General features: G+C 72.6%; 27 protein-coding genes and 1 pseudogene. 7 read left to right on the forward strand and 21 right to left on the reverse strand.

Going from position 1 to position 24,071, the window contains the following annotated elements:
* Positions 1-2 precede the first annotated feature (2 nt).
* Positions 3-992: a cation diffusion facilitator family transporter gene (locus AC0VX2_RS08135; RefSeq protein WP_020626298.1), complete on the reverse strand. Its 990-nt coding sequence runs from the start codon at positions 990-992 to the stop codon at positions 3-5.
* A gap of 143 nt (positions 993-1,135) precedes the next feature.
* Between AC0VX2_RS08135 and AC0VX2_RS08140 the strand changes: the two genes are divergently transcribed.
* Entirely contained in the window at positions 1,136-2,266 is a 1,131-nt protein-coding gene (locus AC0VX2_RS08140) for a saccharopine dehydrogenase family protein (protein WP_122054477.1), read from the forward strand.
* A gap of 28 nt (positions 2,267-2,294) precedes the next feature.
* On the opposite strand, the gene AC0VX2_RS08145 is transcribed toward AC0VX2_RS08140, so the two are convergent.
* The 3 genes from AC0VX2_RS08145 to AC0VX2_RS08155 all read right to left on the reverse strand — a co-directional run bounded on the left by AC0VX2_RS08145 (position 2,295) and on the right by AC0VX2_RS08155 (position 6,394).
* Positions 2,295-3,947 carry an ABC1 kinase family protein gene (locus AC0VX2_RS08145; RefSeq protein WP_069941701.1) on the reverse strand — a complete coding sequence of 551 codons (1,653 nt, stop codon included), beginning with the start codon at positions 3,945-3,947 and terminating at the stop codon, positions 2,295-2,297.
* Positions 3,948-3,957: 10 nt separating this feature from the next.
* Positions 3,958-5,313: a DUF4921 family protein gene (locus AC0VX2_RS08150; RefSeq protein WP_182488745.1), complete on the reverse strand. Its 1,356-nt coding sequence runs from the start codon at positions 5,311-5,313 to the stop codon at positions 3,958-3,960.
* A 70-nt stretch (positions 5,314-5,383) separates the two neighbouring features.
* Positions 5,384-6,394, reverse strand: a complete 1,011-nt coding sequence (locus tag AC0VX2_RS08155; protein ID WP_049145898.1) for an NADP-dependent oxidoreductase — start codon at positions 6,392-6,394, stop codon at positions 5,384-5,386.
* 187 nt (positions 6,395-6,581) lie between these two features.
* Between AC0VX2_RS08155 and AC0VX2_RS08160 the strand changes: the two genes are divergently transcribed.
* Positions 6,582-8,096, forward strand: coding sequence for an acetyl-CoA hydrolase/transferase family protein (locus tag AC0VX2_RS08160; protein ID WP_069941690.1), 1,515 nt, complete (start codon positions 6,582-6,584; stop codon positions 8,094-8,096).
* 150 nt (positions 8,097-8,246) lie between these two features.
* Here the strand turns inward: AC0VX2_RS08160 and AC0VX2_RS08165 are convergent, their stop codons facing one another.
* The 4 genes from AC0VX2_RS08165 to AC0VX2_RS08180 all read right to left on the reverse strand — a co-directional run bounded on the left by AC0VX2_RS08165 (position 8,247) and on the right by AC0VX2_RS08180 (position 11,593).
* Entirely contained in the window at positions 8,247-8,672 is a 426-nt protein-coding gene (locus AC0VX2_RS08165; RefSeq protein ID WP_069941691.1) for a DoxX family protein, read from the reverse strand.
* Positions 8,672-9,091: an organic hydroperoxide resistance protein gene (locus tag AC0VX2_RS08170; RefSeq protein ID WP_063190262.1), complete on the reverse strand. Its 420-nt coding sequence runs from the start codon at positions 9,089-9,091 to the stop codon at positions 8,672-8,674. Before AC0VX2_RS08170 ends, AC0VX2_RS08165 begins: the two co-directional genes overlap by 1 nt.
* Positions 9,092-9,151: 60 nt before the next feature.
* Positions 9,152-10,159 (reverse strand): IS481 family transposase, encoded by a 1,008-nt coding sequence (locus AC0VX2_RS08175; RefSeq protein WP_447126998.1) that lies wholly within the window; start codon positions 10,157-10,159, stop codon positions 9,152-9,154.
* A gap of 90 nt (positions 10,160-10,249) precedes the next feature.
* Positions 10,250-11,593, reverse strand: coding sequence for an IS256-like element ISMlu11 family transposase (locus AC0VX2_RS08180; protein ID WP_044658726.1), 1,344 nt, complete (start codon positions 11,591-11,593; stop codon positions 10,250-10,252).
* A 172-nt stretch (positions 11,594-11,765) separates the two neighbouring features.
* Between AC0VX2_RS08180 and AC0VX2_RS08185 the strand changes: the two genes are divergently transcribed.
* Entirely contained in the window at positions 11,766-12,257 is a 492-nt protein-coding gene (locus tag AC0VX2_RS08185; RefSeq protein WP_069941692.1) for a MarR family winged helix-turn-helix transcriptional regulator, read from the forward strand.
* Between the two features lie 31 nt (positions 12,258-12,288).
* On the opposite strand, the gene AC0VX2_RS08190 is transcribed toward AC0VX2_RS08185, so the two are convergent.
* The 5 genes from AC0VX2_RS08190 to AC0VX2_RS08210 form a co-directional block, all read right to left on the reverse strand.
* Positions 12,289-13,095, reverse strand: a complete 807-nt coding sequence (locus AC0VX2_RS08190) for an alpha/beta fold hydrolase (protein WP_069941702.1) — start codon at positions 13,093-13,095, stop codon at positions 12,289-12,291.
* 26 nt (positions 13,096-13,121) lie between these two features.
* Positions 13,122-14,132 (reverse strand): NADP-dependent oxidoreductase, encoded by a 1,011-nt coding sequence (locus tag AC0VX2_RS08195; protein ID WP_144869076.1) that lies wholly within the window; start codon positions 14,130-14,132, stop codon positions 13,122-13,124.
* Between the two features lie 45 nt (positions 14,133-14,177).
* Positions 14,178-14,861, reverse strand: coding sequence for a type 1 glutamine amidotransferase domain-containing protein (locus AC0VX2_RS08200; protein ID WP_221844836.1), 684 nt, complete (start codon positions 14,859-14,861; stop codon positions 14,178-14,180).
* An 85-nt stretch (positions 14,862-14,946) separates the two neighbouring features.
* A complete protein-coding gene (gene abc-f / locus AC0VX2_RS08205; protein ID WP_036340837.1) occupies positions 14,947-16,599 on the reverse strand; it encodes a ribosomal protection-like ABC-F family protein in 1,653 nt (550 codons plus the stop codon).
* A 28-nt stretch (positions 16,600-16,627) separates the two neighbouring features.
* Positions 16,628-17,458 carry a patatin-like phospholipase family protein gene (locus AC0VX2_RS08210; protein ID WP_010080497.1) on the reverse strand — a complete coding sequence of 277 codons (831 nt, stop codon included), beginning with the start codon at positions 17,456-17,458 and terminating at the stop codon, positions 16,628-16,630.
* Positions 17,459-17,465: 7 nt separating this feature from the next.
* Here AC0VX2_RS08210 and AC0VX2_RS08215 point away from each other — a divergent pair, with 7 nt between their 5' ends.
* Positions 17,466-18,266, forward strand: a complete 801-nt coding sequence (locus AC0VX2_RS08215) for a formate/nitrite transporter family protein (RefSeq protein WP_078025878.1) — start codon at positions 17,466-17,468, stop codon at positions 18,264-18,266.
* A gap of 23 nt (positions 18,267-18,289) precedes the next feature.
* Here the strand turns inward: AC0VX2_RS08215 and aqpZ are convergent, their stop codons facing one another.
* From aqpZ to AC0VX2_RS08235, 4 genes and pseudogenes are all read right to left on the reverse strand, one after another.
* Complete coding sequence (gene aqpZ / locus AC0VX2_RS08220) at positions 18,290-19,072, reverse strand: aquaporin Z (RefSeq protein WP_080695007.1); 783 nt, start codon at positions 19,070-19,072, stop codon at positions 18,290-18,292.
* 265 nt (positions 19,073-19,337) lie between these two features.
* On the reverse strand, positions 19,338-19,817 hold the full coding sequence (locus tag AC0VX2_RS08225) for an NUDIX domain-containing protein (protein ID WP_475432541.1): 480 nt from the start codon (positions 19,815-19,817) through the stop codon (positions 19,338-19,340).
* A 9-nt stretch (positions 19,818-19,826) separates the two neighbouring features.
* Positions 19,827-20,087: a hypothetical protein gene (locus AC0VX2_RS08230; RefSeq protein WP_052001280.1), complete on the reverse strand. Its 261-nt coding sequence runs from the start codon at positions 20,085-20,087 to the stop codon at positions 19,827-19,829.
* A 33-nt stretch (positions 20,088-20,120) separates the two neighbouring features.
* Positions 20,121-20,222, reverse strand: a pseudogene (locus AC0VX2_RS08235) (ATP-binding cassette domain-containing protein); the annotation flags it as partial.
* Positions 20,223-20,345: 123 nt separating this feature from the next.
* Between AC0VX2_RS08235 and AC0VX2_RS08240 the strand changes: the two are divergent.
* The 3 genes from AC0VX2_RS08240 to AC0VX2_RS08250 are packed head-to-tail and all read left to right on the forward strand — an operon-like array spanning position 20,346 to position 22,392.
* Complete coding sequence (locus AC0VX2_RS08240; RefSeq protein WP_152744175.1) at positions 20,346-21,071, forward strand: histidine phosphatase family protein; 726 nt, start codon at positions 20,346-20,348, stop codon at positions 21,069-21,071.
* Entirely contained in the window at positions 21,068-21,610 is a 543-nt protein-coding gene (locus AC0VX2_RS08245) for a DUF3090 domain-containing protein (protein ID WP_036340843.1), read from the forward strand. Before AC0VX2_RS08240 ends, AC0VX2_RS08245 begins: the two co-directional genes overlap by 4 nt.
* A complete protein-coding gene (locus tag AC0VX2_RS08250; protein ID WP_036340845.1) occupies positions 21,610-22,392 on the forward strand; it encodes an SCO1664 family protein in 783 nt (260 codons plus the stop codon). The genes AC0VX2_RS08245 and AC0VX2_RS08250 overlap by 1 nt, the downstream gene beginning before the upstream one ends.
* A gap of 13 nt (positions 22,393-22,405) precedes the next feature.
* On the opposite strand, the gene AC0VX2_RS08255 is transcribed toward AC0VX2_RS08250, so the two are convergent.
* From AC0VX2_RS08255 to AC0VX2_RS08270, 4 genes are all read right to left on the reverse strand, one after another.
* A complete protein-coding gene (locus AC0VX2_RS08255) occupies positions 22,406-22,651 on the reverse strand; it encodes a hypothetical protein (protein WP_078025880.1) in 246 nt (81 codons plus the stop codon).
* Positions 22,652-22,843: 192 nt separating this feature from the next.
* Positions 22,844-23,410, reverse strand: coding sequence for a mismatch-specific DNA-glycosylase (locus AC0VX2_RS08260; RefSeq protein WP_036340854.1), 567 nt, complete (start codon positions 23,408-23,410; stop codon positions 22,844-22,846).
* A gap of 1 nt (position 23,411) precedes the next feature.
* Positions 23,412-23,666: a Txe/YoeB family addiction module toxin gene (locus AC0VX2_RS08265; protein WP_036340857.1), complete on the reverse strand. Its 255-nt coding sequence runs from the start codon at positions 23,664-23,666 to the stop codon at positions 23,412-23,414.
* Positions 23,667-23,927 (reverse strand): type II toxin-antitoxin system Phd/YefM family antitoxin, encoded by a 261-nt coding sequence (locus tag AC0VX2_RS08270; protein ID WP_036340860.1) that lies wholly within the window; start codon positions 23,925-23,927, stop codon positions 23,667-23,669.
* Positions 23,928-24,071: the final 144 nt, after the last annotated feature.

The following is a 24,071-nucleotide window of genomic DNA, read 5'->3' on the forward strand; positions in this document are numbered from 1 at the left end:
GCTCAGACGCGGGTGTTCTGCGATTCCGGGGCCAGGGGCGCGTGGGCGGGGTTGGACAGGGAGAGCACGACGGCGGCCACGCGCGGGTGTTCGAGGAGGGCGTCCTCCACGCGCTGGAGCAGGACCGCGGCCTCGCTCTCCCGCTCGTCCCCGGCCAGGTCCACGGCCCCGACGACGAAGAGCTTCTCCGGGCCGACGTACTCGAGGTGCAGGTAGCTCACGGAGAGCACCTCGGGCCGCTCCAGCAGCCAGCGCAGCACCCGGGTCCGGATCACCGGGTCGGCGACCTCGCCGACGAGGAACGCCATGTTCCGCGAGAGCAGGAAGATCGCGACGACCCCGAGCAGCACGCCCACGAGGATCGAGCCGGCGGCGTCCCACCGGGGGTCCCCGGTGAGCTGGTGCAGGGCGAGGGCGGCGGCCGCGATGGCCAGGCCGATCAGGGCCGAGGCGTCCTCCACCCACACGGCGCGCAGCGTGGGGTCCGAGGTCTGGCGCAGGAACGTGGCATCGCTGATGTGCCGCCGCTCCGCGTCGCGGCGGACGCGCCGGTGCGCGTTCAGGAACGAGATGCCCTCGAGCACGAACGCGACGGCGAGCACGATGTACGCGATCGTGTACTCCGCCTCCTCCTCGGGGGCGGACCAGGCCGTGATCCCGTGCCAGACCGAGACCGCCGAGCCCACCGCGAACAGGCCGAAGGCCGCGACCATCGACCACACGTAGGCCGCCCGCCCGTAGCCCAGCGGGTGCCGCGCGTCGGGGGCTCGGCCGGCCCGACGCTCCGCCAGCAGCAGGAAGACCTCATTGCCGGCGTCGGCCCAGGAGTGCGCGGCCTCCGCCACCATCGCGGCTGAGCCGGTGACCGCGCCCACGATCGACTTGACGACGGCGATCACCGTGTTCACGCCGAGGGCGATCAGGACGGTCAGCAGGCTCTCGCCGCCGGACTCGGCGGCGGGCGGGGCGACGGCGGGCGGGGTACGGGTCATCCCCCGAGTCTGCCCCTGCAGGCGGGTGCCGGGCCAGGCTCGCCATGTCCGGGTCCGCCGGTCCGGGAGCGCGAGAGGGGGTCCACGCGGATCGGCGTCGCCGAGCCCGTGAGGTCTCCGCGTGCGCGGCCTAGCGTGGGGCCATGACGGATTCTCCCCTGCACCTCGACCACCCCGACGCCCCCCGCATCATCGTGCTCGGCGCGACGGGCTACGCCGGATCCCTCGTCGTGGACGCCCTCGTGGCCCAGGGCGCACGGCCCGTGCTGGCGGGCAGGAACCGGGACTCGCTCCAGCACGCGGCGAGGCGGCACGACGGGCTGGAGGTCGCCGTCGCCGACGCCGGGGACCCCGCCTCGCTGAGGGCCCTGGTCACGGAGGGCGATGTGCTGGTCTCCACGGTCGGCCCCTTCGAACGCTACGGCCGACCGGTCGCCCGCGCCGCCGCGGAGCGGGGCGCGCACTACGTGGACTCGACCGGTGAGGTCGGCTTCGTGAAGGACCTCAAGGCGGACCTGGACGCCACCGCCCGACGCACGGGCGCCACCCTGCTGCCCGCCCTCGGCTTCGACTACGCGCCGGGCATGCTCGCGGGCGGGCTCGCGCTGGCGGAGGCCGGTGGACGCGCACGGTCCCTGCAGATCGGCTACTTCGCCGACGGCGAGCTGGACCCGCGCGTCGACCTCAGCCACGGGACGCGCCAGACGATGGTGGGCGCCCTCACCGAGCGGACGATCACGTGGCGCGGCGGGCGGCTGGCGACCACGGGCCCGGCCAGCCGGTCGGCCGTCTTCCGGGTCGACGGGCAGGACCGCCGCGGCGTGCTGTTCGGCGGCACGGAGTCCCTGTTCCTGCCGCGGATGCAGCCCGGCCTGGACGAGGTCGAGGTCTTCAACGGCTGGTTCCCGGCCCGGCCCACGCAGATCGGCGCCGCCGCCCTCGGCGCGGTGGGGTGGCTCCCCGGCGTCGCCCGCGGCGTGCAGGCCCTGCTGCGGCCCCTGGCCGGCGACCCGGGTGGCCCCGACGCCGCAGACCGGGCCCGCACGGGCTCCCGGGTCGGGGCGATCGCGCGCGACGCGGCCGGCCGCATCGTGGCGGACGTCCACCTGAGCGGCCCCAACGCCTACACGTTGACCGGGGACCTCATGGCCTGGGGCGCCCGGCAGCTCGCCGCAGGACAGGCCCGCGAGGCCGGCGTCGTCAGCCCGATCCAGGCGTTCGGCCTCGACGACTTCGAGACGGCCTGCACCGCGGCCGGTCTGGTGCGGGCATGATCCCGACGACTGACCCCGCCCACGGCCCTCAGCGGGGGCGACGCCGCGGGCGGCTGATCCAGGCCAGATAGGCGCTGCCGCCGGTCAGGGCGGCGCCGCCGGCGGCCACCACCGGCCCGGCGAAGCGGCCGAGCCGGTCCTTGTACGCCACGAGCACGTTCGTGCCGCCGGTGATCATCGCGGCCACCACCATGGCGGCCACCACCCGGTCGCCCGTCCGCTCGAGGCGCGTCACGAGCGGCTCGAGCTCGCTCGCGCGGACGGTGACGTCGATCCCGCCGTCGTCGATGCGTTCCATCACCTTGCGGGCGTACTCCGGCAGGTCGATGCCGAGCTCGGCCGCCGCGATCGTGGCCCGGCCGATCCGGCCCGCCACCCGCCGGGGGTCGAGGTGCTCCCCCACAAGGCGTAGGGCGAAGGGGTCGAGCACGCGGGTGTAGTCGAAGCCGGGGTGCAGGCGGCGGCCGATGCCGTCCACGATGATCAGCATCCGCAGCAGCTGCACGAGCTCGGGCGGCAGGGACAGCCGGTGGCGCCGCACCAGGGCGAAGATCTCCGAGACCAGCTGCGCCACGCGGATGTCCTCGAGCTCGCGCCCCTCGAGGCGGCCGACGATCCGGGCCACCTCCAGCCGGAGCCGACGGCGGTCCACCGGGCCGCGCGGCGGGGCGATGTCCAGCAGGGCCCGCACCAGCCCGTCGGTGTCCTGCCGGGCCAGCGCCATGGCCAGGCCCGCGAACCGGCGCCGGAGGGACGGGGAGATCCGCCCGACGGAGCCGAAGTCGATGAACCCGACGGTCCCGTCCGGCTCGATGAACAGGTTGCCCGGGTGCGGGTCCGCATGGAACACGCCGTGCTCGAACACCATGGCCAGCAGCACGTCGGCGGCCCGGTACGCCAGCTCCTCCCGGTCGATGCCGGCGGCGTCGAGTCCGGCCAGGTCGTCCACGCGCAGCCCGGAGAGCTCCTGCATGGTCAGCACGCGCGAGGTGGTCAGGTCCCACTCGATCCACGGGAACCGCACGCCCGGGGTGTCCCGGAAGCCGGCGGCGATCTCCTCGCAGGCCCGCGCCTCCACCACGTAGTCGAGCTCGGCGCGCAGCGAGCGGTCGAACTCGTCCACCATGGCCGGCACGTCCAGGTCGGCGAAGGTCCGTGAGGCCCGCGACCACGTGGCCGCCAGCGTCCGCAGGATCTCCAGGTCCGCCTGGGCCTGCTCCACCACACCGGGCTTGCGGACCTTCACGACGACGGCGCGCCCGTCGTGCAGGCGCGCACGGTGGGCCTGACCGATGGAGGCGGTGGCCAGGGGCGCCCGGTCGAACCAGGCGAACAGGGTGTCGACGTCGGCGCCGAGGTCCTCCTCGACCGTCCGGGCGACGGCCTCGAAGGGCACCGCCGTCGTGCTGTCCGTGAGGCGGGCGAACGCCGCGCAGTAGGCCTCGGGGAACAGGTCCGGGCGCGCCGAGATCAGCTGCCCGAGCTTCACGAAGGTGACGCCCAGCTCCTCGAACGTGCGCACGAACAGCTCGGGGCGGGCCTCGGCGTCGATGCCCAGGTGCGGCTCCCCCTCCTCGAGGGGCAGCCACCGGGAGAGCCCGGCCTGCACGGCCGTGGCCCTGAGGCCGTTGCGGGCCATGACGTGGGCGATCTCGCGGTAGCGCTGCAGGTGGAGGGCCATGGCGCCCACGCTACCGACCGCGCGGAGGGGTGAGTCTCGCCGCTCCGTCGGCGTACCGCAGGGCGCCCGGCCGGACCCGCGCGTCGGCCCCGATCCGCATCCCGTCCGCGAGCGCGCCCGCCGCCCGCAGCTCCCGCAGCCGCGCCAGCACCCGGTCCCGCACGTCCCACGGGCTGATCGTGTTGACGTTGATCTTGGTGGCGCCCTCGAAGCCGGCGAGGGTGGAGACGCGCCACTTGAGCATCACGCGCCAGGGCATCGGGGAGGCGACGCCGGGCGGGCGGGTGTGCCATTCCTCGTTGGAGGGGACATCGGGCCCGGTGGCCGCGTGGGCGGCGTGCAGCAGGTCGGAGACGGCGCGCAGCTCGGCCGCGGTCTGCCGCCACGGCTGCCCCACCGGGCTCGTGGAGTAGACCTCGACCGTCGGATACCGGTGGCCGAAGCCGGCGAACATCACGGCGTGCTCGTTCGCGGCGATCATCAGGTCGTGCGCCACGGCCACGTCCAGCGCGGCGTGGTTGAACACCTGCGGGTCCTCCCGCAGCCGGTCCAGGGCGGCGACGTTCTGCGCGCCGACCTCGTCGATGGCCACGAGCTGCTTGTGCAGGTGGTCGAAGGAGGCGCCGGCGGGCTTGAGCCAGTTCTGGAACACGGAGACGTACCGCACGGCGGGCGTGGTTGCGTAGAGGTCCCGCATCGCGTCGGCGGTCAGGGCCAGGAACGCGTGGTGCTCGTCCGGGGTGAGGGTGCCCGAGGAGGCCAGCTGGTGGTCGTCCACGGCCCCGTCGACGAAGTGCCGCCGAGCGATCACGACGTCGTGCGTGCCGCCGAAGAATGCGGCCGACGCCCCGATCAGCTCCGCCTCGGACATCGCCGCCGCCTCCTCGGCGGAGCGGCCGGAGGCGCGCAGCTTCGCGGCGACGACGGCGCGCACGTGGGCGCGGCCGGCCTCGGTGGCCAGGTACTCGTCACGGCGGCGGCGCGCGTCCGGGGGAAGTTCATAGCCGTGGTTGAGACGCCAGTAGTCGTAGCTGAGGATCTCGAAGAGGTTGGGGACCCGGCGAAAGGCCGGGGTCGTCTCCTCGAGCCGCTCCGCGGCCGGGTGCCGCAGGATCTGCCAGGCCGGGGCGCCGTCGTCGGCCCTCATGGAGACGATGCGTGACTTCTCCGGCGGCGTCTCCAGCATCCGGTGCTCGCAGAAGGCGCAGTGCCGGCCGTGCTGGGCGGGGTCGAGCGGCTGCGGGGCGGGCCGGACGAGGCCGAGCGGGCGGTGGCCGCGGCCGGGCACGGTCCAGACCTCGGTGCCGGTGAAGGGGTTGCGCTGCTTGACGGTGCCGTCCGGCAGTCGGGTGAGGGGCTCGCTCACAGACGGGTGCACGAGGCCAGGATACGAGGCGGTGCCGGCCCGGGCAGGCCGGCGCCGACGCGCCCGCCGGTCAGAACTCGAGCAGCACCTTGCCCTTGGCATGGTGGGATTCGAGACGCTCGAACGCCTGCTCCCAGTCGGCCAGGGGGTAGCGGCTGTCCACGGTCACGGCCAGCTCGCCGGCGTCCACGAGCCGGACGAGCTCGGCCAGGCCCGCCCCGTCCGGATGCATGAGGAAGAACTCGTAGGTCACCCCGGCCTTCTTCGCGGCCCGGCGCACCTTCGCACTGGCCACCCGGGAGACGACGGCGGCCAGCGGCCGACGCGACGGGCGCGCGGTCTCACGAAGGCTGCCGGGGCTCGGCGGGCCCGCGATGGTCACCAGCCGGCCGCCGGGCTCGATCGAGCCGAGCAGCTCGGCCATCTGATCACCGCCGATGAGGTCGAACACCTTGTCGAAGCGCTCGCCCCCCTCTGCGACGGTGCGGGCGCGATAGTCGATCACCGCGTCGGCGCCGGCCTCGCGGACGTACGGCTCACCCGCCGCGGAGGCGGTCACGGTCACGTGCGCGCCGCGCAGGTGTGCCAGGCGCGTGGCGATCAGCCCGACGCCGCCGGCGGCCCCGGTGATCAGCAGCCGCTCCCCGGGCCGCAGGTCCAGGTGCTCCGGGCCGAGTGCCTGCTGAGCGGTCAGGCCGGCGAGCGGCAGGCCGGCCGCGTCCGTCAGGGGCATGCGGGCGGGCGCGGCGGCCACCCAGTCCGCGCGCACCGCGGCCAGCTCGGCGAACGCCCCGTGGCCGGAGGGGTCCACGCGGGTGATGACCGCGTCACCCGGGGCGAACGCGGTCACCCCGGCGCCCACGGTCTCGACGATGCCGCTGAGCTCGTTGCCGGCGACCGTGGGGAAGTCGTCGGGGGCGATGGCCTTGAAGTCGCCTTCGCGATGCATCGCGTCGACGGGGTTGAGGCCGACCGCGCGGGTGCGGATCAGAACCTCGCCGGCGCCGGCCGTGGGGGCGGGGACGTCGGTGAGGGCCATGGCCTCACGGCCACCGTAGGACTGGAGGACGAGTGCTCGCATGCCGCCGAGCCTAGGCGCGCCGACCCGGAGTGCCGAGCCCTGTTCGCCGTCGTCGATCACGCAGGTCGGGCTCGGCGACCTCCGGCGTGATCATCCCCACGGCCACCCGTGACGCGGGTACGCTGATCGCTGTTCCACGTCACAGCGCTCTCGCTCGACTCGTCTCACCCGCACGGAGGCCTCACCCATGTCGTCCCGCATCCACCACCCCGGCCTCCGGTCGAAGGTGATGTCCGCCGCGGAGGCGGCGGCGTTCATCCAGCACGGCACCACCGTGGGCATGAGCGGGTTCACGGGGTCCGGCTACCCGAAGGCCGTGCCGATGGCGCTGGCCGAGCGGGCCAAGGAGCTGCACGCGCGCGGCGAGGAGTTCCGCATCAACCTCCACACGGGGGCGTCCACCTCCGCGGAGATGGACGGTGCGCTGGCCGAGGCGGACGCCGTCGCGCTGCGCACCCCGTTCCAGTCGGACCCGACGATGCGCGCCAAGATCAACGCGGGCGCGATCGAGTACATCGACACGCACCTGTCTCACCTGGCGCAGACCGTGTGGAACGGCTTCTACGGGCCCATGACCACCGCGGTGATCGAGGTGTCCGGGATCCGCGAGGACGGCCGTCTCGTCCCCAGCTCCTCCGTGGGCAACAACAAGTCCTGGATCGACCTGGCGGATCAGGTGATCCTCGAGGTCAACTCATGGCAGAGCGAGGACCTCGAGGGCCTGCACGACGTCTACTACGGCACCGCGCTGCCCCCGCACCGCACGCCGATCATGCTCACCCACCCCGCGGACCGCATCGGTGAGACGTACCTGCGGTGCGATCCGGCCAAGGTGGTGGCCGTCGTCGAGACCCACGCCCCGGACCGCAACTCCCCCTTCAAGCCCGCCGACGCGGACTCGATCGCGATCGCCCAGCACCTCGTGGACTTCTTCGAGCACGAGGTGGCCCAGGGCCGGTACGACGAGCGGCTGCTGCCGCTGCAGTCGGGCGTGGGCAACATCGCGAACGCGGTGATGTCCGAGCTGGTGAAGTCCCGGTTCACGGGCCTGTCCGCGTTCACCGAGGTGGTGCAGGACGGCATGCTCGACGCCCTGGACTCCGGCACCCTGGCGACCGCGTCCGCGACCGCGTTCTCCCTGTCCACCGAGGCCGCCGAACGGTTCAACGACAACGCCGCGAAGTATCGGGACAAGCTGATCCTGCGCACCCAGGAGATCTCCAACCACCCCGAGCTCGTGCGCCGCCTCGGCATCCTCGCCATGAACGGCATGCTCGAGGCCGACCTGTACGGCAACGTGAACTCCACGCACCTGATGGGCACGAAGATGATGAACGGTCTCGGCGGCTCCGGCGACTTCGCCCGCAACGCGTTCACGTCGTTCTTCCTCACCCCCTCCACGGCCAAGGGCGGGGACATCTCCTGCATCGTGCCGATGGTCTCGCACGTGGACCACACCGAGCACGACGTGCACGTGGTGGTGACGGAGCAGGGGCTGGCCGACCTGCGCGGCCTCTCCCCCAAGCAGCGCGCCCGCACGATCATCGACACGTGCGCGCACCCGGACTACAGGGAGCAGCTGCGGGACTACTTCGACCGCGCGATGCGCGAGTCGGGCGGCCTGCACACCCCGCACCTGTTGGGCGAGGCCCTGTCCTGGCACCAGCGCTTCCTCGAGACCGGGACGATGCGTCACGGCTGACGGCCCGCCGGTCCGGACACCTGCGGGACACCTGCGGGACACCTGCGACGGGGCACCCTACAGTGGGCCGCGCCTCGCGGCAGGGTGAGATCACGCCGGCTCCGGGCACGTGCCCGGAGCCGGCCCAGGGCCGCAGGACCGGCGACGGCGTCAGCCGCGCCCGCCCTGCTCCCGCTCGGGGATTCCCGCGGCCCACAGGGCGGCCGCGATGAGGGCGGGCTGGCCGAACAGCCGCGCCAGGCGGCGACCGTCCGTGTCCAGCCCGAAGCCGTCCTTGCGCTCGGCGTACTGCCCGATGTTCCCGGGGTAGATCGCGGTGTAGAAGGCCGCCAGGGCGGTGCCGGTCAGGCGGCGCTGCCCGGGGAGCGCCAGCAGAGCGGCCCCGAGGCCGATCTCGGCCACGCCGGATCCGAGCACCACGAGGTCTGCCGGGAGCGGGACCCACGAGGGCACCTGGGCGCGGAACTCACGGCGCGCCACGGTGAGGTGGGACAGCCCCGCGGCGGTCATGAACCCACCGAGGCCGAGGCGGGCGGCGGTCTGGGAGAGGGGGACGGACTGCCGGTGCTTCGTCATCACGCCTCCCCGAGCTCGAGGACGACGTCGATGTTGCCCCGGGTGGCGTTCGAATAGGGGCACACCTGATGCGCCTGCTCCATGAGGGCGCGGGCCTGATCCGCGGGGACATTGGGGATCACGACCTCGAGGGTGACCTCCAGGCCGAAGCCCTCACCCTGGCGGCCGATGCCCACGCGCGCGCCGACGGAGGAGTCGGTGATGTCGGCACGGGAGGCACGGGCGACCATCTGCAGGGCCGAGTGGAAGCACGCGGCGTAGCCGGCGGCGAACAGCTGCTCGGGGTTGGTGCCCTGGCCGGAGCCGCCCATTTCGGTGGGCACGGCGAGGTCGAGGTCGACCCGCCCGTCGGTGGTGCGGACATGGCCGTCGCGGCCGGCGCCGGTGCTGAGCGCCTCGGCGGTGTAGATGGTCTCCATGGGAGGTCCTTTCATCCGCCCGCCCCGTGCGGGACGAGTCGGCTCCAGCCTGCCACCCGGCTAGGTGTAGGAGGGCATGACGTTGTTGACTCGGGCCGGGGCCAGTGAGGCCGGAGGAGCGTCTCCGCAGGAGGTATGAGGCCGATGGTAGTTGTAGTGGTTCACCCACACCGCCAGGGCCTCACGCCGAGCTTGCTCTGAGGTGTACGGGCGGGCGTAGAGGACCTCGTCCACCATCAGCCGGTTGTACCTCTCCACCTTCCCGTTATGGCGCGGGGTGTAGGGGCGGATCCGGTGGTGCCGGCCCCCGAGCGAGACCACCTTCCGGGTGAAGTCCACGGCCCGGTAGTTGTTGCCGTTGTCCGTGATCACCCTGTCGATCCGGATCCCGTGGGCGGCGAAGAACGCCCGCGCCCGGCAGAAGAACCCGATCGTGGTCACCGCTTTCTCGTCCTCCAACGCCTCGGTGTAGGCCAGGCGGGTGAACCCGTCGATCGCCGAGTGCAGGTAGGTGTAGCCGACCCGTCGGCCAGGCCCGCGCTTGGCTGCTCGCGCGTTCTCGGAGTCCCGGCCGTGAGCACGCCAGCCGCCCCCCTCGGGGATGCGCCCGATCTTCTTCACGTCCAGGTGCACCATGTGCCCCGGCCCTCTCGCGGTGATCTTCTGGGGTCGTTGGCGCAGGTCTTCTCCGGCCGGGGTCAGGTCCCGTAGGCGGGAGATCCCGGCCCGGTGCAGCCACCGTCCCACGGTACGAAGACACACCCGGTGGCCCTCGGAGACGAGGTGGTGATGGATGCGGCGGGCTGACCACTTGCGCTCCCGGCGCAGGGTCTGGATCTGGGCCACCACCTCGGGGTCGAGCTGGGCAGGTGAACGGTGCGGCCGGCTGGGCAGGTCCTGAAGGCCGGCTTCTCCCTGGGCGCGGTAGCGGGCGACCCAGGTGGCCACCGTGGGCCGGCTCACCCGGAACTCGGCGGCCACGTGTGCCTGCGGGATCCCGTCGTGCAGGTGGCGGTGGACCATCCTGAGACGGCCGGTCGGGGTCAGGGGTGCGTTAGCGTGAGTCATGAGTGGGTCTTTTCGGGCAGGTGGGTTGTTGAGGAACTTCCATCCTGCGGGAGAGGCGGGCGTGTCAACTTGTCTGTGTAAGCGGGGTGGTCACAGGTAGGGGTTGATCCGGTCGGGGTAGGCCGCGGCGAGCTGGGCGAGGGCCTGCTTCCAGTTCGTGACGGCCTGACCTTCGACGAGCCGGCCCTGGGCTTTGCGCTGGCCGGCGGGTTTGCCCCGGTCCCGAGCGCGTTCGGCGGCGCGTTTGTCTTCGATGTTGCAGATCGCCAGCCAGAGCAGCTTCACCGCCGCCTCGGTCGAGGGGAAGTGGCCGCGGTTCTTGGTCACCTTCCGTAGCTGGAAGTTCAGCGACTCGATGCTGTTGGTCGTGTAGATGACCTTGCGGAGCATGGGTGGGAACTGCAGGAACGGGATGAACCGCTCCCAGGAGTTCGCCCAGGTCGCGGCTGCAGACGGGTACTTCGTGCCGAGCTCGGAGGCCTCGAACTCGGCCAGCGCCTTCCTCGCGGTCTCTTCGTTGGGGGCGGTGTAGATCGGCTTCAGCGCGGCGGCGACCTTCTTGCGGTCCTGGTAGGCCACGAACCGCATCGCGGCCCGGATCAGGTGAACCACGCAGGTCTGGACCATCGAGTCCGGCCACGTCGCCTCGACCGCCTCCGGCAGGCCCTTGAGCCCGTCGCAGCACACGATCAGCACGTCCTGCACGCCCCGGTTGGCGAGATCGGCGCAGACGTGGGCCCAGAACGCCGAGCCCTCGGTGTCCTGGACCCAGATCCCCAGCACGTGCTTGATGCCCTCGAGGTCCACGCCGACGGCGATGTAGGCGGCACGGTTGAGGACCTGGCTGTTCTCTCGGATCTTGATCCGGATTGCGTCGAGATAGATCACCGGATAGAACTCCTCCAGCGGCCGCGACTGCCACGCCAGGACCTCTTCGCTCACGGCGTCGGTGATGTTGGAGATCGTCTCGTGCGACAGGTCCGTGCCGATCGTGGAGGCCAGGTGGTGCTGGATGTCCCGGATCGTCATTCCGCCGGCATAGAGGCTGATGATCATGTCATCCAGGCCCCCGAGGCGCCGCTGGCCCTTGGGCACCAGGCGCGGGGTGAACGACCCGCCCCGGTCTCGCGGGACGTCCAGCTCGATCGGCCCGACCTCGGACTCCACGGTCTTCGGGGTGGTCCCGTTGCGGGAGTTGGCGTGCTTCAGCGCCTCGCTCGAGCCCTTCTCGTAGCCCAGATGGCTGGTCAGCTCGGCCTGCAGGCCCCGCTCGAGCGCGGCCTTGACCAGCGCGGGCACGAACCCGCCGTCACCGGTGAGCTCGACGCCGCCCGCGTCGATCTGCGCGAACAGGGCATCAAGCTGCCCTGAGGCTTTCAGCTGCTCGACCAGGTCCTGGCCCGAGGGCTCGCCTGGGTTCTTCTCGTCGATCATGGTCATGATTCTTACCGTTCCTCTCGGTACGGCTTACACAGACCATCTGACACGCCCGGAGAGGCCCGCTCGTCTCATCTCAGCCCGTACCCCGTGGCAAGAACCTCATGACCCACAACAGCTAGGTCGCGCGCAACCAAGTCGCTCCCCAGCGACCACTAGAATCGCTCCCATGGATGCCGCGCCGACCCCCAGCCTCGCCCTCGAGGACCAGCTCTGCTTCGCCCTGCACCGGGCGGCGCGCGCCGTCACGCGCGGCTACGGCCCCCTGCTCTCCCGCCTCGGCCTCACCTACCCGCAGTACCTCGTGATGCTCACCCTGTGGCAGGTGGAGAGTGACGCCTCGGCCGAGACGGAGGCGTCGACGTCGGACGCCGCCGGCGCGCTGGGGGTCGGCGCGCTGCGGGACCGGCTCGGCATGGACAACGGGACGATCACACCCCTGGTGCGGCGCCTGGCCGGCATGGGGCTCGTCACGCGGGAGCGCGACGTCCACGACGAGCGGCGCGTGCTGGTGCGGCTGACGGACGAGGGGCGGGCGCTGCGGGCGTCCGCCCGGACGGTCCCGGCGGACGCCCTCACCCGGATCCCCCTCGACGTCGCCGAGCGCCGGGCCCTCATGGACCAGCTGAACCGGATCACCGAGGCCGTCGGGCCACGCTGAGACGGCGGGAGCGGCCCGCGCGGAGCGCGGGTCAGCGCACCCGGTCCAGGATCGCCCGGGCGACGGCGTCCGCCTCGCGCTCGGGCAGCCAGTGGTCCGCGTCGAGCGCCACGAACCGGTACTCCCCCGCCACCTGCCCCGCCGTGAGCTCGGCGGCCCGCGGCCCCAGGGCCGCGTCCCGGGTGCCCCACACACACGTGGTGGGGACCGACACGGGCGCGCTGCGCGTGGTGGTCACCAGATCCGGGTTCGCCCGATACCAGTTCACCGGACCGCGCAGGCTCTGCGGGGTGGAGAACCGGCGGGCGTAGTGCTCCGCCCCGGGGACCTGCCCCCGCTGCAGCAGGGAGCCCAGCCTTCGCGAGAGGATCCGTTCGGGGAGGGCCGGTGCCTGGAAGGCGGCGATGTACCAGCTGCGGCGCAGCTGGTCCGGGCCGCGCAGGGCGCGGGCCAGGGCGGCCGGGTGCGGCGTGGACAGGACCGTCAGGGACGCGACGCGCTCGGGGTGGGCGGTGGCCAGCGCCCAGGCGACGGCGCCACCCCAGTCATGGCCGACGACGTGGACGCGCCGCGCCCCCGCCGCGTCCGCCAGCGCGACGGCGTCCCCCACGAGCGCCGGGAGGCGATAGGCCGCCGTCGCCCGCGGAGCGGCCCCCGGGGAGTAGCCGCGCTGATCCGGGGCGAGCGTGCGCAGCCCCGCGGCGTGCAGCAGCGGTTCGACATGCCTCCAGGACGTGGCGTCCTGCGGGAAGCCGTGCAGCAGCAGGACCACCTCCCCCTCGGCCGGCCCGCCGTCGCGGACGTCGAAGGTCAGGCCCTGATGCCGGAAGGTGTCCATGCCGCCCCCGAGTGCGCCGTCGCCCGTCACAGCCGGACGAGCATCTTCCCCGTGTTGGCACCCTCGAGCAGGTCGATGAACGCCTGGGGTGCGTTCTCCAGCCCCTCCCGGACGGTCTCGTCCCACTGGATCTTCCCGGCGGCGACCCACGGGCCCACGCGCTCCAGGAACTCGGGGCGGACCTGCGCTGCGTACTTCTGCAGGACGAAGCCGCGCAGGGTCAGGCACTTGCCGATCGCCAGGGCGAGGTTGCGCGGGGCGGCCGGCGGCTCCGTCGAGTTGTACTGGGCGATCGCGCCGCACATCGCCACGCGGCCGTCGACCCGCATCGCGGCGATGGCGGCCTCGAGGTGGTCGCCGCCCACGTTGTCGAAGTAGACGTCGATGCCCTCCGGCGCCGCCTCGGCCAGCAGATCGGTGGGCGAGCCGTCGTGGTAGTCGAACGCGGCGTCGAAGCCCAGCTCCTTCACCCGCGCCACCTTCTCGGGCGTGCCCGCCGAGCCGACCACGCGCGAGGCGCCCAGCAGGCGGGCGATCTGGCCGGCGACCGAGCCGACGGCCCCCGCGGCGCCCGAGATGAAGACGGCGTCGCCCTCCTGCATCTCGGCCACGTGCACGAGGCCGGTGTAGGCGGTCAGACCCGTCATGCCCAGCACGCCCAGGTAGGTGCTGTCCGAGAACTGGGAGGTGTCCACGACCTGGACGGTGTCGCCGTCGAGGACGGCGTGCTCGCGCCAGCCGAGGCCGTGGAGCACGGACGTGCCCTCCGGCACGTCCGCGTGGCGCGAGGCGATCACGGTGCCCACCGCGCCGCCGTCGAGGGGGGCGTCGAGCTGGAACGGGGGCACGTAGGACTCGACGTCGTTCATGCGGCCGCGCATGTACGGGTCCACGGACATCACGGTGTTGCGCACGAGGACCTGGCCCTCGGCGAGCTCGGGGAGCTCGACCTCCGTGAGGCGGAAGTTCTCCGGCGTCGGGGCGCCGTGGGGGCGGGAGGCGAGGTGGATCTCGCGCGTGCGGGTGGGGGTGCTCATCGAGTGGTCTCCTCGGGGTCGAAGTGGTGGGCTCGGCGGGGGGGGTCAGCGCGCGAGCAGGTCGAGGACGCGGCGGGCGGCGTCGGCGGAGGAGGCCGGGTTCTGACCGGTCACCAGGGTGCCGTCCGTGACCACGAAGCTCTCCTGATCCGGGCCCTTGCGGTAGTCCGCGCCGGCGGCGATCAGCGAGTCCTCGACGAGGAACGGGACGACGTCCGTCAGCTGGGCGGCCTCCTCCTCGCCGTTGGTGAACCCGGTGACCTGACGGCCGCGCACGAACGGGGTGCCGTCGGCGGCGGTGATCGGGTGCAGGATCCCGGGCGCGTGGCAGACGAGGCCGAGCGGGCGCCCGGCCGCGTCGCTGTCGAGGATGATCCGCGTGGAGTCGGCGTCGGACACCAGGTCCCACAGCGGGCCGTGACCGCCCGGGTAGAAGACGGCGTCGAACCCGTCCACGTCCACCTGCGCCAGGGGCGTGGTGTGGGCCAGGGCGGCCTTGGCCTCCTCGTCCTGGTCGAACCGGCGGGTGGCCTCGGTCTGCATCTCCGGCTTCGAGCTCGTCGGGTCGATGGGCGGCTGGCCGCCGCGGGGCGAGGCGAGGGTGACCTCGTGGCCGGCGTCCGTGAAGACATAGTAGGGCGAGGCGAACTCCTCGAGCCAGAACCCGGTCTTGCGGCCGGTGTCGCCCAGCTGGTCGTGCGAGGTGAGGATCATCAGGATGCGGGACATGTCTGGGGCCCTTTCGTCGGTGGGGACTGAACTCTCATGGTCGTACACAACCGAATCTCGGGCAAGGGTGACGGTGCCCGGGTCGTCAGCGCTCCGTCACCCGCCCGTCCTGGACCTGCCAGCGACGGTCGGTGCGGACGGTGTCCAGCATGCGGCGGTCGTGGGTGACGAGCAGCAGGGCGCCCTCATAGGTCTCCAGGGCCTGTTCGAGCTGCTCGATGGCCTCCAGGTCCAGGTGGTTGGTGGGCTCGTCGAGCACCAGGACGTTCACCCCGCGGGCCTGGAGCAGGGCCAGGGATGCCCGGGTGCGCTCGCCGGGCGAGAGCTCGTCCACGGGGCGGTTCACGTGGTCGGCCTTGAGGCCGAACTTGGCCAGCAGGGTGCGCACCTCCCCGGAGGCCATCTCGGGCACGAGCGCCTCGACGGCCGCGGCGAGCGGGACGGTCCCGGCCAGCAGCGAGCGCGCCTGGTCGATCTCCCCGATCTGCACGCTGGACCCCAGGGCGGCCGTGCCCTCGTCCGGGGCCTGGCGGCCCAGCAGCGCGCGCAGCAGGGTGGACTTGCCGGCCCCGTTGGGCCCGGTGATGCCGATCCGCTCCCCCGCGTTCACCTGGAGGGACACCGGGCCGAGCGTGAAGCCTCCCTGCCGGAAGACGGCGTCGTTGAGGGTGGCGACCACCGAGCTGGAGCGCGGCGCCGCACCGATGGTGAACTCCAGCCTCCACTCCTTGCGCGGCTCCTCCACCTCCTCCAGGCGCGCGATGCGGCTCTCCATCTGCCGGACCTTCTGGGCCTGCTTCTCGCTCGACTCACTGTTGGCCCTGCGGCGCAGCTTGTCGTTGTCCGGGGACTTCTTCATCGCGTTGCGCACGCCCTGGCTGGACCACTCCCGCTGGATGCGGGCGCGGGAGACGAGGTCCTGCTTCTGCTCGGCGAACTCCTCGTACTTCTCCCGGGCCTGGCGGCGCAGGGTGGCCCGCTCCTCGAGGTAGGCCTCGTAGCCGCCGCCGTAGACGCGGTTGGTGCGCTGGGCGAGGTCGAGCTCCAGGACGCGGGTGACGCAGCGGGCCAGGAACTCGCGGTCGTGGCTCACCAGCACGACGCCGCCGCGCAGCTCCTGCACGAAGGCCTCCAGGCGGGTCAGACCGTCGAGGTCCAGGTCGTTGGTGGGCTCGTCCAGGAGCACGACGTCGAAGCGGGAGAGCAACAGCGCGGCGAGGCCGACGCGGGCGGCCTGCCCACCGGAGAGGGAGGTCATGAGGACCTGTTCCGGGGAGGCGGAGAGGTCGAGGCCGAGGTCGGCCAGGACGGCGGGGATGCGCTCCTCCAGGTCCGCGGCGCCGGAGGCCAGCCAGCGGGTGAGGGCGGTGTTGTAGCGGTCTGCGGCGGCGTCCGTGACGTCCGGGTCCGCCAGGCCCGAAGCGGAGGCGTCCATCTCTCGAGTGGCCTCGGCGCAGCCGGTGCGGCGGGCGATGTACCCGGCGACCGTCTCCCCCGGCACCCGCTCGCGCTCCTGCGGCAGCCAGCCCACGAACGCGTCGGCCGGGGCCAGGCTGACCGTGCCGGCCTGCGGCGCGAGGTCCCCGCCGAGGATGCGCAGCAGGGTGGACTTGCCCGCGCCGTTGGCCCCCACGACGCCGACGACGTCCCCGGGCGCGACCGTGAGGTCCAGATCCTCGAAGAGCGTGCGGTGGCCGTGGCCGCCGGCGAGGCCGGAGGCGACAAGGGTGGCGGTCATGGTGCTCCTGACGGAAGTGCGGCGGGCGTCAGGCCATTCTGCCGCGACTGAGCTCCACGAGCTTCTCGGCCCGGGCGCGCGTCGCCTCCTCTCCCGCCGCGATGGCGACGCCGGAGCTGCGGAAGTCCGCGACCGTCATCCCCTCGATCGGCGGGCTGATGAGCACGTCCGGCCGGTAGAGCGAGAGCCGGACGGTGGTGAGCTGGGCCTGCATGACGTCGATCGCCCGCATGGCCTGGCGCAGCGACGTGGCGGGCGAACGGCGGGTGCGGGTGCGCGCCCCGGGCTCCGGCCGCTCCAGGGGCTCGAGCGTGGTGGCATCGACGGCGATCACCCGCTGCGCGCCCAGGAAGCGCACCCCGTCCACCGGGATCTGGTTGAGGATGCCGCCGTCCACCAGCACGGAGTCCCCCACGGTCACCGGCTCCAGCGCGCCGGGGTAGGCGGTGGTCGCCTGGATCGCGGTGATGAGGTCCCCGGTGTGCAGGTAGCGGGTCTGGCCCTCGACGACGTCGGCCGCGGTGAGCACCAGGGGAATCTGCAGCTCCTCGAAGGTGTCCGGGAGCAGCTCGCGGAGCCAGGCCCGCAGCCTCTCGCTGGAGAGGATGCCGCCGGTCAGGCCCCAGTTGATGAGCCGCGGCCAGTCCACGCTCCGCTCGATCTTCTCGAGCGAGGCGGCGTCATGACCGGCGGCTATGAGCGCGCCGAGGAGGCCGCCCATGCTCGTTCCCGCGAGCACGTCCGGGCGGATGTCGAGCTCCTCGAGCACCCGCCAGACCCCGATGTGGCACAGCCCGCGCGCTCCTCCGCCGCCCAGGGCGAGGCCCAGCCGACCCGTGGGCCGTTCGTCATGCATCATCGGCCCAGTGTGCCACGGACATGACCGTGAAGGGAGCGATGCCGGTCAGTCCGTCTCCGGCAGGCCGGCGGCCCACAGGGCGGCGGCAGACGAGGGCGCGGAACGCCTGCATCGGTCCCTCACCGTCCTGACGACCACCGGGTTCCTGGGCGGCGTCGAGATCACGATCGGCCTGCTCGCGTACCTGCTCACGCTCCACGAGACGGGCAGCCACCTTCTGGCCGGACTCGCGTTCTCCATCGGCCTGGTCAGCCTGTTCCTCGCCCACTCCGAGCTCTTCACGGAGGGGTTCTACTACCCGATCACCGCGATCGCCGCCGGCCGGGGCACGTGGATGGAGCTGCTGCGTCTGTGGGCGGTGACCCTCGTGATGAACCTCCTCGGCGGCACCGTGATGATCGCCCTCGTGGTGGCGGGGTTCCCCGACCTGCACGGCACCCTGGCCGAGAGCGCCCACCACTTCCTGGACATCGGCTTCAGCTGGCAGGGCGCCGCCCTGGCGGTCCTGGCCGGGGTGGCGATCACCCTCGTGACGCGGATGCAGGCCGGGACGGACAGCCCGACGGCGATGATCGTCGCGTCCGTCGCCGGAGCCATCGTCCTCGCCGGCGGTTCGCTCTTCCATTCGGTGATGGACTCGATCCTCATCATCGGAGCCATCCTGTCCGGAGCGCACGGCGTGGGGTGGCTCGAGTGGCTCAGTTGGGTGTGGTGGGTGATCCCCCTGAACATCCTCGGCGGGCTGGCGCTGACGACGGCGCCGCGCCTGCTGCGTTCCAAGGAGGTGCGGGAAGAGACGGGGCGGTGAGGGCAGGGCCCGAATGACAGGGATCAGACGGCGTCCCGCGTCCCGTCGGCGGCGGGCTCGGGCAGCTCCTCGGTCACCCGGGAGGTGTTGGGGAAGACGAAGCGGTAGCTGAGACCGGCGACCGCGGCGCCCAACAACGGGGCCACGAAGAACAGCCAGACCTGGCCGAGGGCGTCCCCGCCCGCGAACAGGGCCACGCCGAAGGAGCGAGCGGGGTTCACGGAGGTGTTCGACACGGGGATGGAGATCAGGTGGATCAGCGTGAGGGTCAGGCCGATGGCCAGCGGCGCGAAGCCGGACGGAGCACGGCGGTCCGTGGCGCCGAGGATGACGTAGAGGAACACGGCGGTCAGCAGCACCTCGGTCAGGAACACCGCGCCCATCGAGTAGCCCGCGGGCGAGAGTTCGCCATAGCCGTTGGTGGCCAGGCCGTTCTCCGCAAGCGAGTAGCCCGGACGACCGGAGGCGATCGCCAGCAGCACGCCGCCGGCCGCCACGCCGCCCACGAGCTGGGCGATCCAGTACGGCACAGTGAGCTTCCACGGCAGACGACCCGCGAGCGCCGCACCCAGCGTGACGGCCGGGTTGAAGTGACCGCCGGAGATGTGGCCTACGGCGTAGGCCATGGCCACCACGGTCAGGCCGAAGGCGAGGGCGACGCCGAGGAAGCCGATGCCCATGTTGACGCCTGTGGCGTCGTCGATCACGGAGGCGGAGAACACGGCCGCACCGGCGCCGCCGAAGACGAGCACGAAGGTGCCGAGGAGCTCGGCGGAGAGCTTGGAGACGAGCGGGGAGTCGTTCATGGTGGTCCTGTCAGAAGGTCTGGGGGGTGGGATCCTTTCGCTACGGTACCCGAGCCGGGGCATCCTCCCCGGAGGGTCCTCGACCTCTTCCGCTGCCACGGCAGCGCCGTCCGTGGGACCGTCCCGCCGTTGCCTGGGCGCACCGTCTCGTCCCGCGTCCACTCTCCTGGCCGGGCCGCCACGATCACCTCCGCAGATCAGACGGCGGCCCTCATCCAGGACGGGGACGCCGCCGGGCACCGCTCGTCCGGCCGGGGGCCGGGCCTCAGCCCGCCGGCTGATCCACCCCCGCGGCGGGACGCCCGTCCTCCAGGTAGACGCAGTGCGCGGCGTCCCAGGCGGCGTCGACGCGGCGGGCGATCGCCGGGCGCAGGAGCTTCCGGGCCTCCTGGCGCGTCACGAAGCGATGCTCGGAGGCCTCGTCCTCCTGCAGGCCGATGGCGGCGACGTCCGCGGCAGTGAGCGGGTGGACGGCGCGGAAGAGGAAGCGCAGGCCGGTCCGGCCGTTGGCTTTGCTGGGCCGCGTGTCGACGGCGACGAGCCGCCCGGCGGTCACCTCCAGGCCCGTCTCCTCCCGGACCTCGCGGCGGCAGCCGTCCCAGGGGGTCTCGCCGTCGTCCTCCATGATCCCGCCGGGGATGGTCCACCCCTTCTTGTAGGTGGGCTTGAGCACGAGCAGGCGGCCGGCCTCGTCGAAGAGGAGGCAGCCGCAGGAGACGGGGACGGAAGGAATCAGGAAGGACATGGCGCCAGCCTAGAGGCGGGCGCCGGCGGGGCGCTGGCCGGCGGGCTCGTGCCCCGCGCGGCGGGCGCGCACCGTGCGGACGGCCAGGATCAGCCAGGCGAGCACGGCCAGCGCGGCGAACACCGCGGGCAGCACGTGCCCCAGGAGCACGGAGGAGGCGACGGCGGCGAGGAACGCGGCCAGGTTGAGGACGACGTCGTACATCGGCGCGATGAACCGCCGGTTCACCACGTGGAGCCCGGCGATCGCCACGCCGCACGCGAACGTCACCGAGAGCAGGAGGTTGACTACCGGGGGAGGGTATCAGCGGCGGTCGAGTCGGACGGCCTCGAGCATGCGGCGGTCGTGGGTGACCAGCAGCAGGGCGCCGTCCTAGGCCTCGAGGGCCTGCTCCGGGCGTTCGAGGCCTGCAGACGGGCGTCAGCCTTGCCGGGCATAGGCGTGCTCGCGTTGCGTCACTGACCCTTTGCGTCATGGCCGCGAGGCTTTGTCCGCGAGAGGCGGGCATCCCCTCGCTACGCTGAGGCCATGGCGACGGTACTTCTCGTGCGGCACGGCCGCACCACGGCCAACGCGACCGGACTGTTGGCGGGCCGCACCCCCGGGGTCAGCCTGGACGATCATGGACGGGAGCAGGTGGCCCGCACCGGGGATCGGATCGCGGCCGTGCCCGTGGCCGCAGTGGTGGCCAGCCCCCTGGAGCGGTGCGCGCAGACGGCCCACGCCCTCCTCGATCGCCAGCCGGAGACGGTGCCCTCGCTGGTCGACGACGACCTCACCGAGTGCGACTACGGCCAGTGGCAGGGACGCGCGCTCAGCGACCTGGCCACCGAGCCCCTGTGGGCGACGGTGCAGACCCAGCCGTCCGCCGTCGTCTTCCCCGGCGGGGAGTCCATGGCGGGCATGCAGGCCCGCGCGGTGGCGGCGATCCGCCGGCACGACGCCGCCGTCGAGGCCGAGCACGGGCCCGGGGCGGTGTGGGTGGCGGTGAGCCACGGGGACGTCATCAAGTCGATCCTGGCCGACGCGCTCGGCACGCACCTGGATCTGTTCCAGCGGATCGAGGTGGGACCCGCCTCCGTGTCCATCGTGAGCTACGGGCCGAGCCGCCCGCGGGTCTGGGCGACCAACACCGACGCCGGGGACCTGTCCTGGCTCTCGGCCCTCGGCCCGTCCGACGACGCCCCGGTGGGCGGCGGCGCGGGCACCGGCCCCGGCGCGGTGGACGAGCGGACGCCTAGGATCGTGGCATGAGTGATGCACCTGCCCCCGCCCATGAGTTCGACTGGCCGGATCGGGTCGTGATCGGGACGCTCGGGCGTCCCGGAGCCCGCACGTTCTACCTGCAGGTGCGCACCGGGCCCCGGCTGGTGAGCCTGGCCCTGGAGAAGCAGCAGTCGGCCCTGATGGCGGAGATGCTCGACGAGATCCTCGACGATCTGATGGCGTTGGAGGGCAATCCGCACAGCGTCCCGGCCAGCACGCCCGTGGAACTCGTGGACAACGATCCGCTGGACCCGGTGCAGGAGTGGTTCCGGGTGGGGGCCATCGGCCTGGGCTGGGACCCCACCACCGCGCAGGTGCTCATCGACGCGCACCCGCTGACCGACGACGACGCCGCCCCGGCGCTCGAGGCGGACGCCGAGGCCGTGCGCGTGCGGATGCCCGTCGGTGCCGCCCGGGCGTTCGCCCGCCGCACCCGGGAGGTCGTGGACGCCGGGCGCCCGATCTGCTCGGACTGCGGCCAGCCCATCGACCCCGACGGCCACGACTGCACTCTCCCCGACTCCTGATGAGCGCCGCGGACGTGCCCGCCGGCGAGCTGATGTCCGGGGAGCTGACGCTCACCGGCCGCATCACGACGGCGTCCAACGCCACGTTCCTCGGCGCGATCGGTGACACCCCGGTGGTCTACAAGCCGGTGGCCGGCGAGGCCCCGCTCTGGGACTTCCCCGCCGCAACCCTGGCCCGCCGGGAGGTGGCCGCGTCCCTGGTGTCCGAGGCGCTGGGGTGGGACATTGTGCCGCGCACCTGGCTGCGCGACGGCCCGTTCGGTAAGGGCATGGTGCAGCTCTGGCAGGAGCAGGATCCTGAGCAGGACGCCGTGGACCTGTTCCCGGCGGACGAAGTGCCGGCCTCGGGATGGCTCACGGTCCTGGAGGGTGAGGACGAGGGCGGGAATCGGCTGGTCCTGGCCCACGAGGACTCGGCGGCGCTGCGCCGCATGGCGGTGTTCGACGTGCTCGTCAACAACGCCGACCGCAAGGGCGCCCACATCCTCGCCATGCCCGGCGGCCACCGCCACGGCGTGGACCACGGGCTGACGTTCCATGTGCAGGACAAGCTGCGGACCGTGCTCTGGGGGTGGCTGGGCGAGGCGCTGAGCGAGGAGGAGCGCGACGGCGTCGCCCGGGTTCTCGACGGGCTCGACGGTGAGCTGGGGCAGGGGCTGGCGGAGCTGCTGGGTGCCGAGGAAGTCGAAGCCCTTGCCGCACGCTGTGCCCAGTTGCTCGACGACGGGATCTTCCCTGCCCCGAGCGGGCTGACGCCGGCCGTGCCCTGGCCGCTGTTCTGACGGGCCTGAGGCGTCAGCGCGGCCGGCTGATCGTGAAGTCCAGCGAGTTCTCGCCGACGGCGCGGCACAGCAGCGCGCTGTCGCCGATCAGGAGCGTCTGCCCCGCTCCGCAGGAGTAGGTGCCCCCCTCGGTGCCGCCGGCGGAGAAGGTGGCCGTCCCCTCATCGCTCGCCGTCTCGAGCCGGAATCGCTCGCCGACGCTGCCGAGGATCGGCCCGGAGACGGGGAAGGGCAGGTCCTGGAACGCGTTGCCTGACACGGAGATCCCGCAGCTGCGCACGGTGGTATCTGTGGAGCACGTCGAGGTCCACGTCTACGTCTGGCAGCGCCCGAGGGCCGCGGCGCTCAGGCCGAGGCCCACGAGCGAGATGGTGACTCGTGTGCGCACGGCGCCCACCCGATCGGAGATCCCAGCGGGCGTCCAGCGCGGCCGCAGGGACGGCGGGTGCACTCAGTCCACGAGCCCCGCCGCGGCACCGGCCGCGCGGTAATCCGCGGCGAGCGAGTCCAGGGTGGCGTGAGCGTTGAGCCCGCTGGGGTTCGGCGCCACGAACAGCCGCGTGCCCGGCCACGGCGTCTGCTGCTCCCCCAGCGCCGCCTTCGGACGTCCGAAGGCCTGCCGGTAGGCCGTCACCCCCAACACGGCGACGACGGCCGGCGCATGCGCTGCCACGAGCGCGTCCAGGCGGGCGGGGGCGGCGGCGAGATCCTCCGCGGTGAGCTCGTCGGCGCGGGCGGTGGCACGCGGGACGAGGTTGGAGATCCCGATGCCGCGGGCGTGCAGCTCGGCGAGGTCCTCGGCCTTGTAGCCGTCGGAGGCGTCGACCAGGTGTCGGGTGAGCCCGGCGCGGTGCAGGGCCGGGTAGAAGCGGTTGCCGCGGCGGGCGAAGTGCGCACCGGTGGCGGCGCTCCACAGGCCGGGGTTGATGCCGATGAACAGCAGCCGCAGCGGGTCCGGCAGCAGGTCGGGGACGGTGCGGTCGCGGAACTGCTGGAGCTCGGCCTGGGTGAAGCGCATGTCAGTAGTGATACCTCGCCTGGAGGATGATCAGGTCCTCGCCGTCGACGAGGTAGACGAGCCTGTGCTCCTCCGTGATGCGTCGGGACCATGCCCCGGCTGCGCCGTACTTCAGCTGCTCGGGCTTGCCGATCCCCTCGAAGGGATCACGCAGGGCGGCGTCAATGAGGGTGTTGATCCGGTTGAGAACCTTGCGGTCCGTGGTCTGCCAGTGCGTGTAGTCCTCCCAGGCCGAGCGGTCCCACACGAGGCGCACTCAGGCGTCCCCGTCCATGCGGTCCAGAGCGTGCTCCTCGACGCTCCCTGCGCGGGCGCGCTCGTAGGCGTCCAGCAGCCGGCGGGCGTTGGCCGGGGAGCGGAACAGGTAGGCGGTCTCCTGCCAGGCGGCGTACTCGTCCGCGGGCATGAGGACGGCATTCCCCTTGCGGGAGACGATCTCCACGGCGTCGCGGTCCGCATTCACTCGCTCGATGAGCGGGAACAGGGTCTTGCGGGCTTCACTGGCGCTGATGGACATGCTGGCCTCCTCGGGTGCGATGTGGTACTTGCTTATGGTACCAGTCGGTGAGGTGGAACTCAGGAGGCACCCTGCGGGATGCAGAGGGCCATTGAGACGGCCGAACCCTGTTCGTCAGAACATCGCCGCTGAAGTCCCATCGGT

It is taken from the genome of Micrococcus sp. iso_239 (assembly GCF_056173395.1).

What these genes read in the sequence shown, in the direction of transcription:
- AC0VX2_RS08210 (WP_010080497.1), bottom strand. Translation starts at nt 17,458, where the DNA reads ATGATGCATGACGAACGGCCCACGGGTCGGCTGGGCCTCGCCCTGGGC.
- AC0VX2_RS08175 (WP_447126998.1), bottom strand. Translation starts at nt 10,159, where the DNA reads ATGACTCACGCTAACGCACCCCTGACCCCGACCGGCCGTCTCAGGATG.
- AC0VX2_RS08250 (WP_036340845.1), top strand. Translation starts at nt 21,610, where the DNA reads ATGAGCGCCGCGGACGTGCCCGCCGGCGAGCTGATGTCCGGGGAGCTG.
- AC0VX2_RS08145 (WP_069941701.1), bottom strand. Translation starts at nt 3,947, where the DNA reads ATGGCCCTCCACCTGCAGCGCTACCGCGAGATCGCCCACGTCATGGCC.
- AC0VX2_RS08270 (WP_036340860.1), bottom strand. Translation starts at nt 23,927, where the DNA reads ATGTCCATCAGCGCCAGTGAAGCCCGCAAGACCCTGTTCCCGCTCATC.
- AC0VX2_RS08225 (WP_475432541.1), bottom strand. Translation starts at nt 19,817, where the DNA reads ATGTCCTTCCTGATTCCTTCCGTCCCCGTCTCCTGCGGCTGCCTCCTC.
- AC0VX2_RS08135 (WP_020626298.1), bottom strand. Translation starts at nt 992, where the DNA reads ATGACCCGTACCCCGCCCGCCGTCGCCCCGCCCGCCGCCGAGTCCGGC.
- AC0VX2_RS08190 (WP_069941702.1), bottom strand. Translation starts at nt 13,095, where the DNA reads ATGGACACCTTCCGGCATCAGGGCCTGACCTTCGACGTCCGCGACGGC.
- AC0VX2_RS08245 (WP_036340843.1), top strand. Translation starts at nt 21,068, where the DNA reads ATGAGTGATGCACCTGCCCCCGCCCATGAGTTCGACTGGCCGGATCGG.
- AC0VX2_RS08140 (WP_122054477.1), top strand. Translation starts at nt 1,136, where the DNA reads ATGACGGATTCTCCCCTGCACCTCGACCACCCCGACGCCCCCCGCATC.
- abc-f (WP_036340837.1), bottom strand. Translation starts at nt 16,599, where the DNA reads ATGACCGCCACCCTTGTCGCCTCCGGCCTCGCCGGCGGCCACGGCCAC.
- AC0VX2_RS08260 (WP_036340854.1), bottom strand. Translation starts at nt 23,410, where the DNA reads ATGCGCTTCACCCAGGCCGAGCTCCAGCAGTTCCGCGACCGCACCGTC.
- AC0VX2_RS08170 (WP_063190262.1), bottom strand. Translation starts at nt 9,091, where the DNA reads ATGGAGACCATCTACACCGCCGAGGCGCTCAGCACCGGCGCCGGCCGC.
- AC0VX2_RS08195 (WP_144869076.1), bottom strand. Translation starts at nt 14,132, where the DNA reads ATGAGCACCCCCACCCGCACGCGCGAGATCCACCTCGCCTCCCGCCCC.
- AC0VX2_RS08180 (WP_044658726.1), bottom strand. Translation starts at nt 11,593, where the DNA reads ATGATCGACGAGAAGAACCCAGGCGAGCCCTCGGGCCAGGACCTGGTC.
- AC0VX2_RS08165 (WP_069941691.1), bottom strand. Translation starts at nt 8,672, where the DNA reads ATGACGAAGCACCGGCAGTCCGTCCCCCTCTCCCAGACCGCCGCCCGC.
- AC0VX2_RS08200 (WP_221844836.1), bottom strand. Translation starts at nt 14,861, where the DNA reads ATGTCCCGCATCCTGATGATCCTCACCTCGCACGACCAGCTGGGCGAC.
- AC0VX2_RS08185 (WP_069941692.1), top strand. Translation starts at nt 11,766, where the DNA reads ATGGATGCCGCGCCGACCCCCAGCCTCGCCCTCGAGGACCAGCTCTGC.
- AC0VX2_RS08240 (WP_152744175.1), top strand. Translation starts at nt 20,346, where the DNA reads ATGGCGACGGTACTTCTCGTGCGGCACGGCCGCACCACGGCCAACGCG.
- AC0VX2_RS08160 (WP_069941690.1), top strand. Translation starts at nt 6,582, where the DNA reads ATGTCGTCCCGCATCCACCACCCCGGCCTCCGGTCGAAGGTGATGTCC.
- aqpZ (WP_080695007.1), bottom strand. Translation starts at nt 19,072, where the DNA reads ATGAACGACTCCCCGCTCGTCTCCAAGCTCTCCGCCGAGCTCCTCGGC.
- AC0VX2_RS08155 (WP_049145898.1), bottom strand. Translation starts at nt 6,394, where the DNA reads ATGCGAGCACTCGTCCTCCAGTCCTACGGTGGCCGTGAGGCCATGGCC.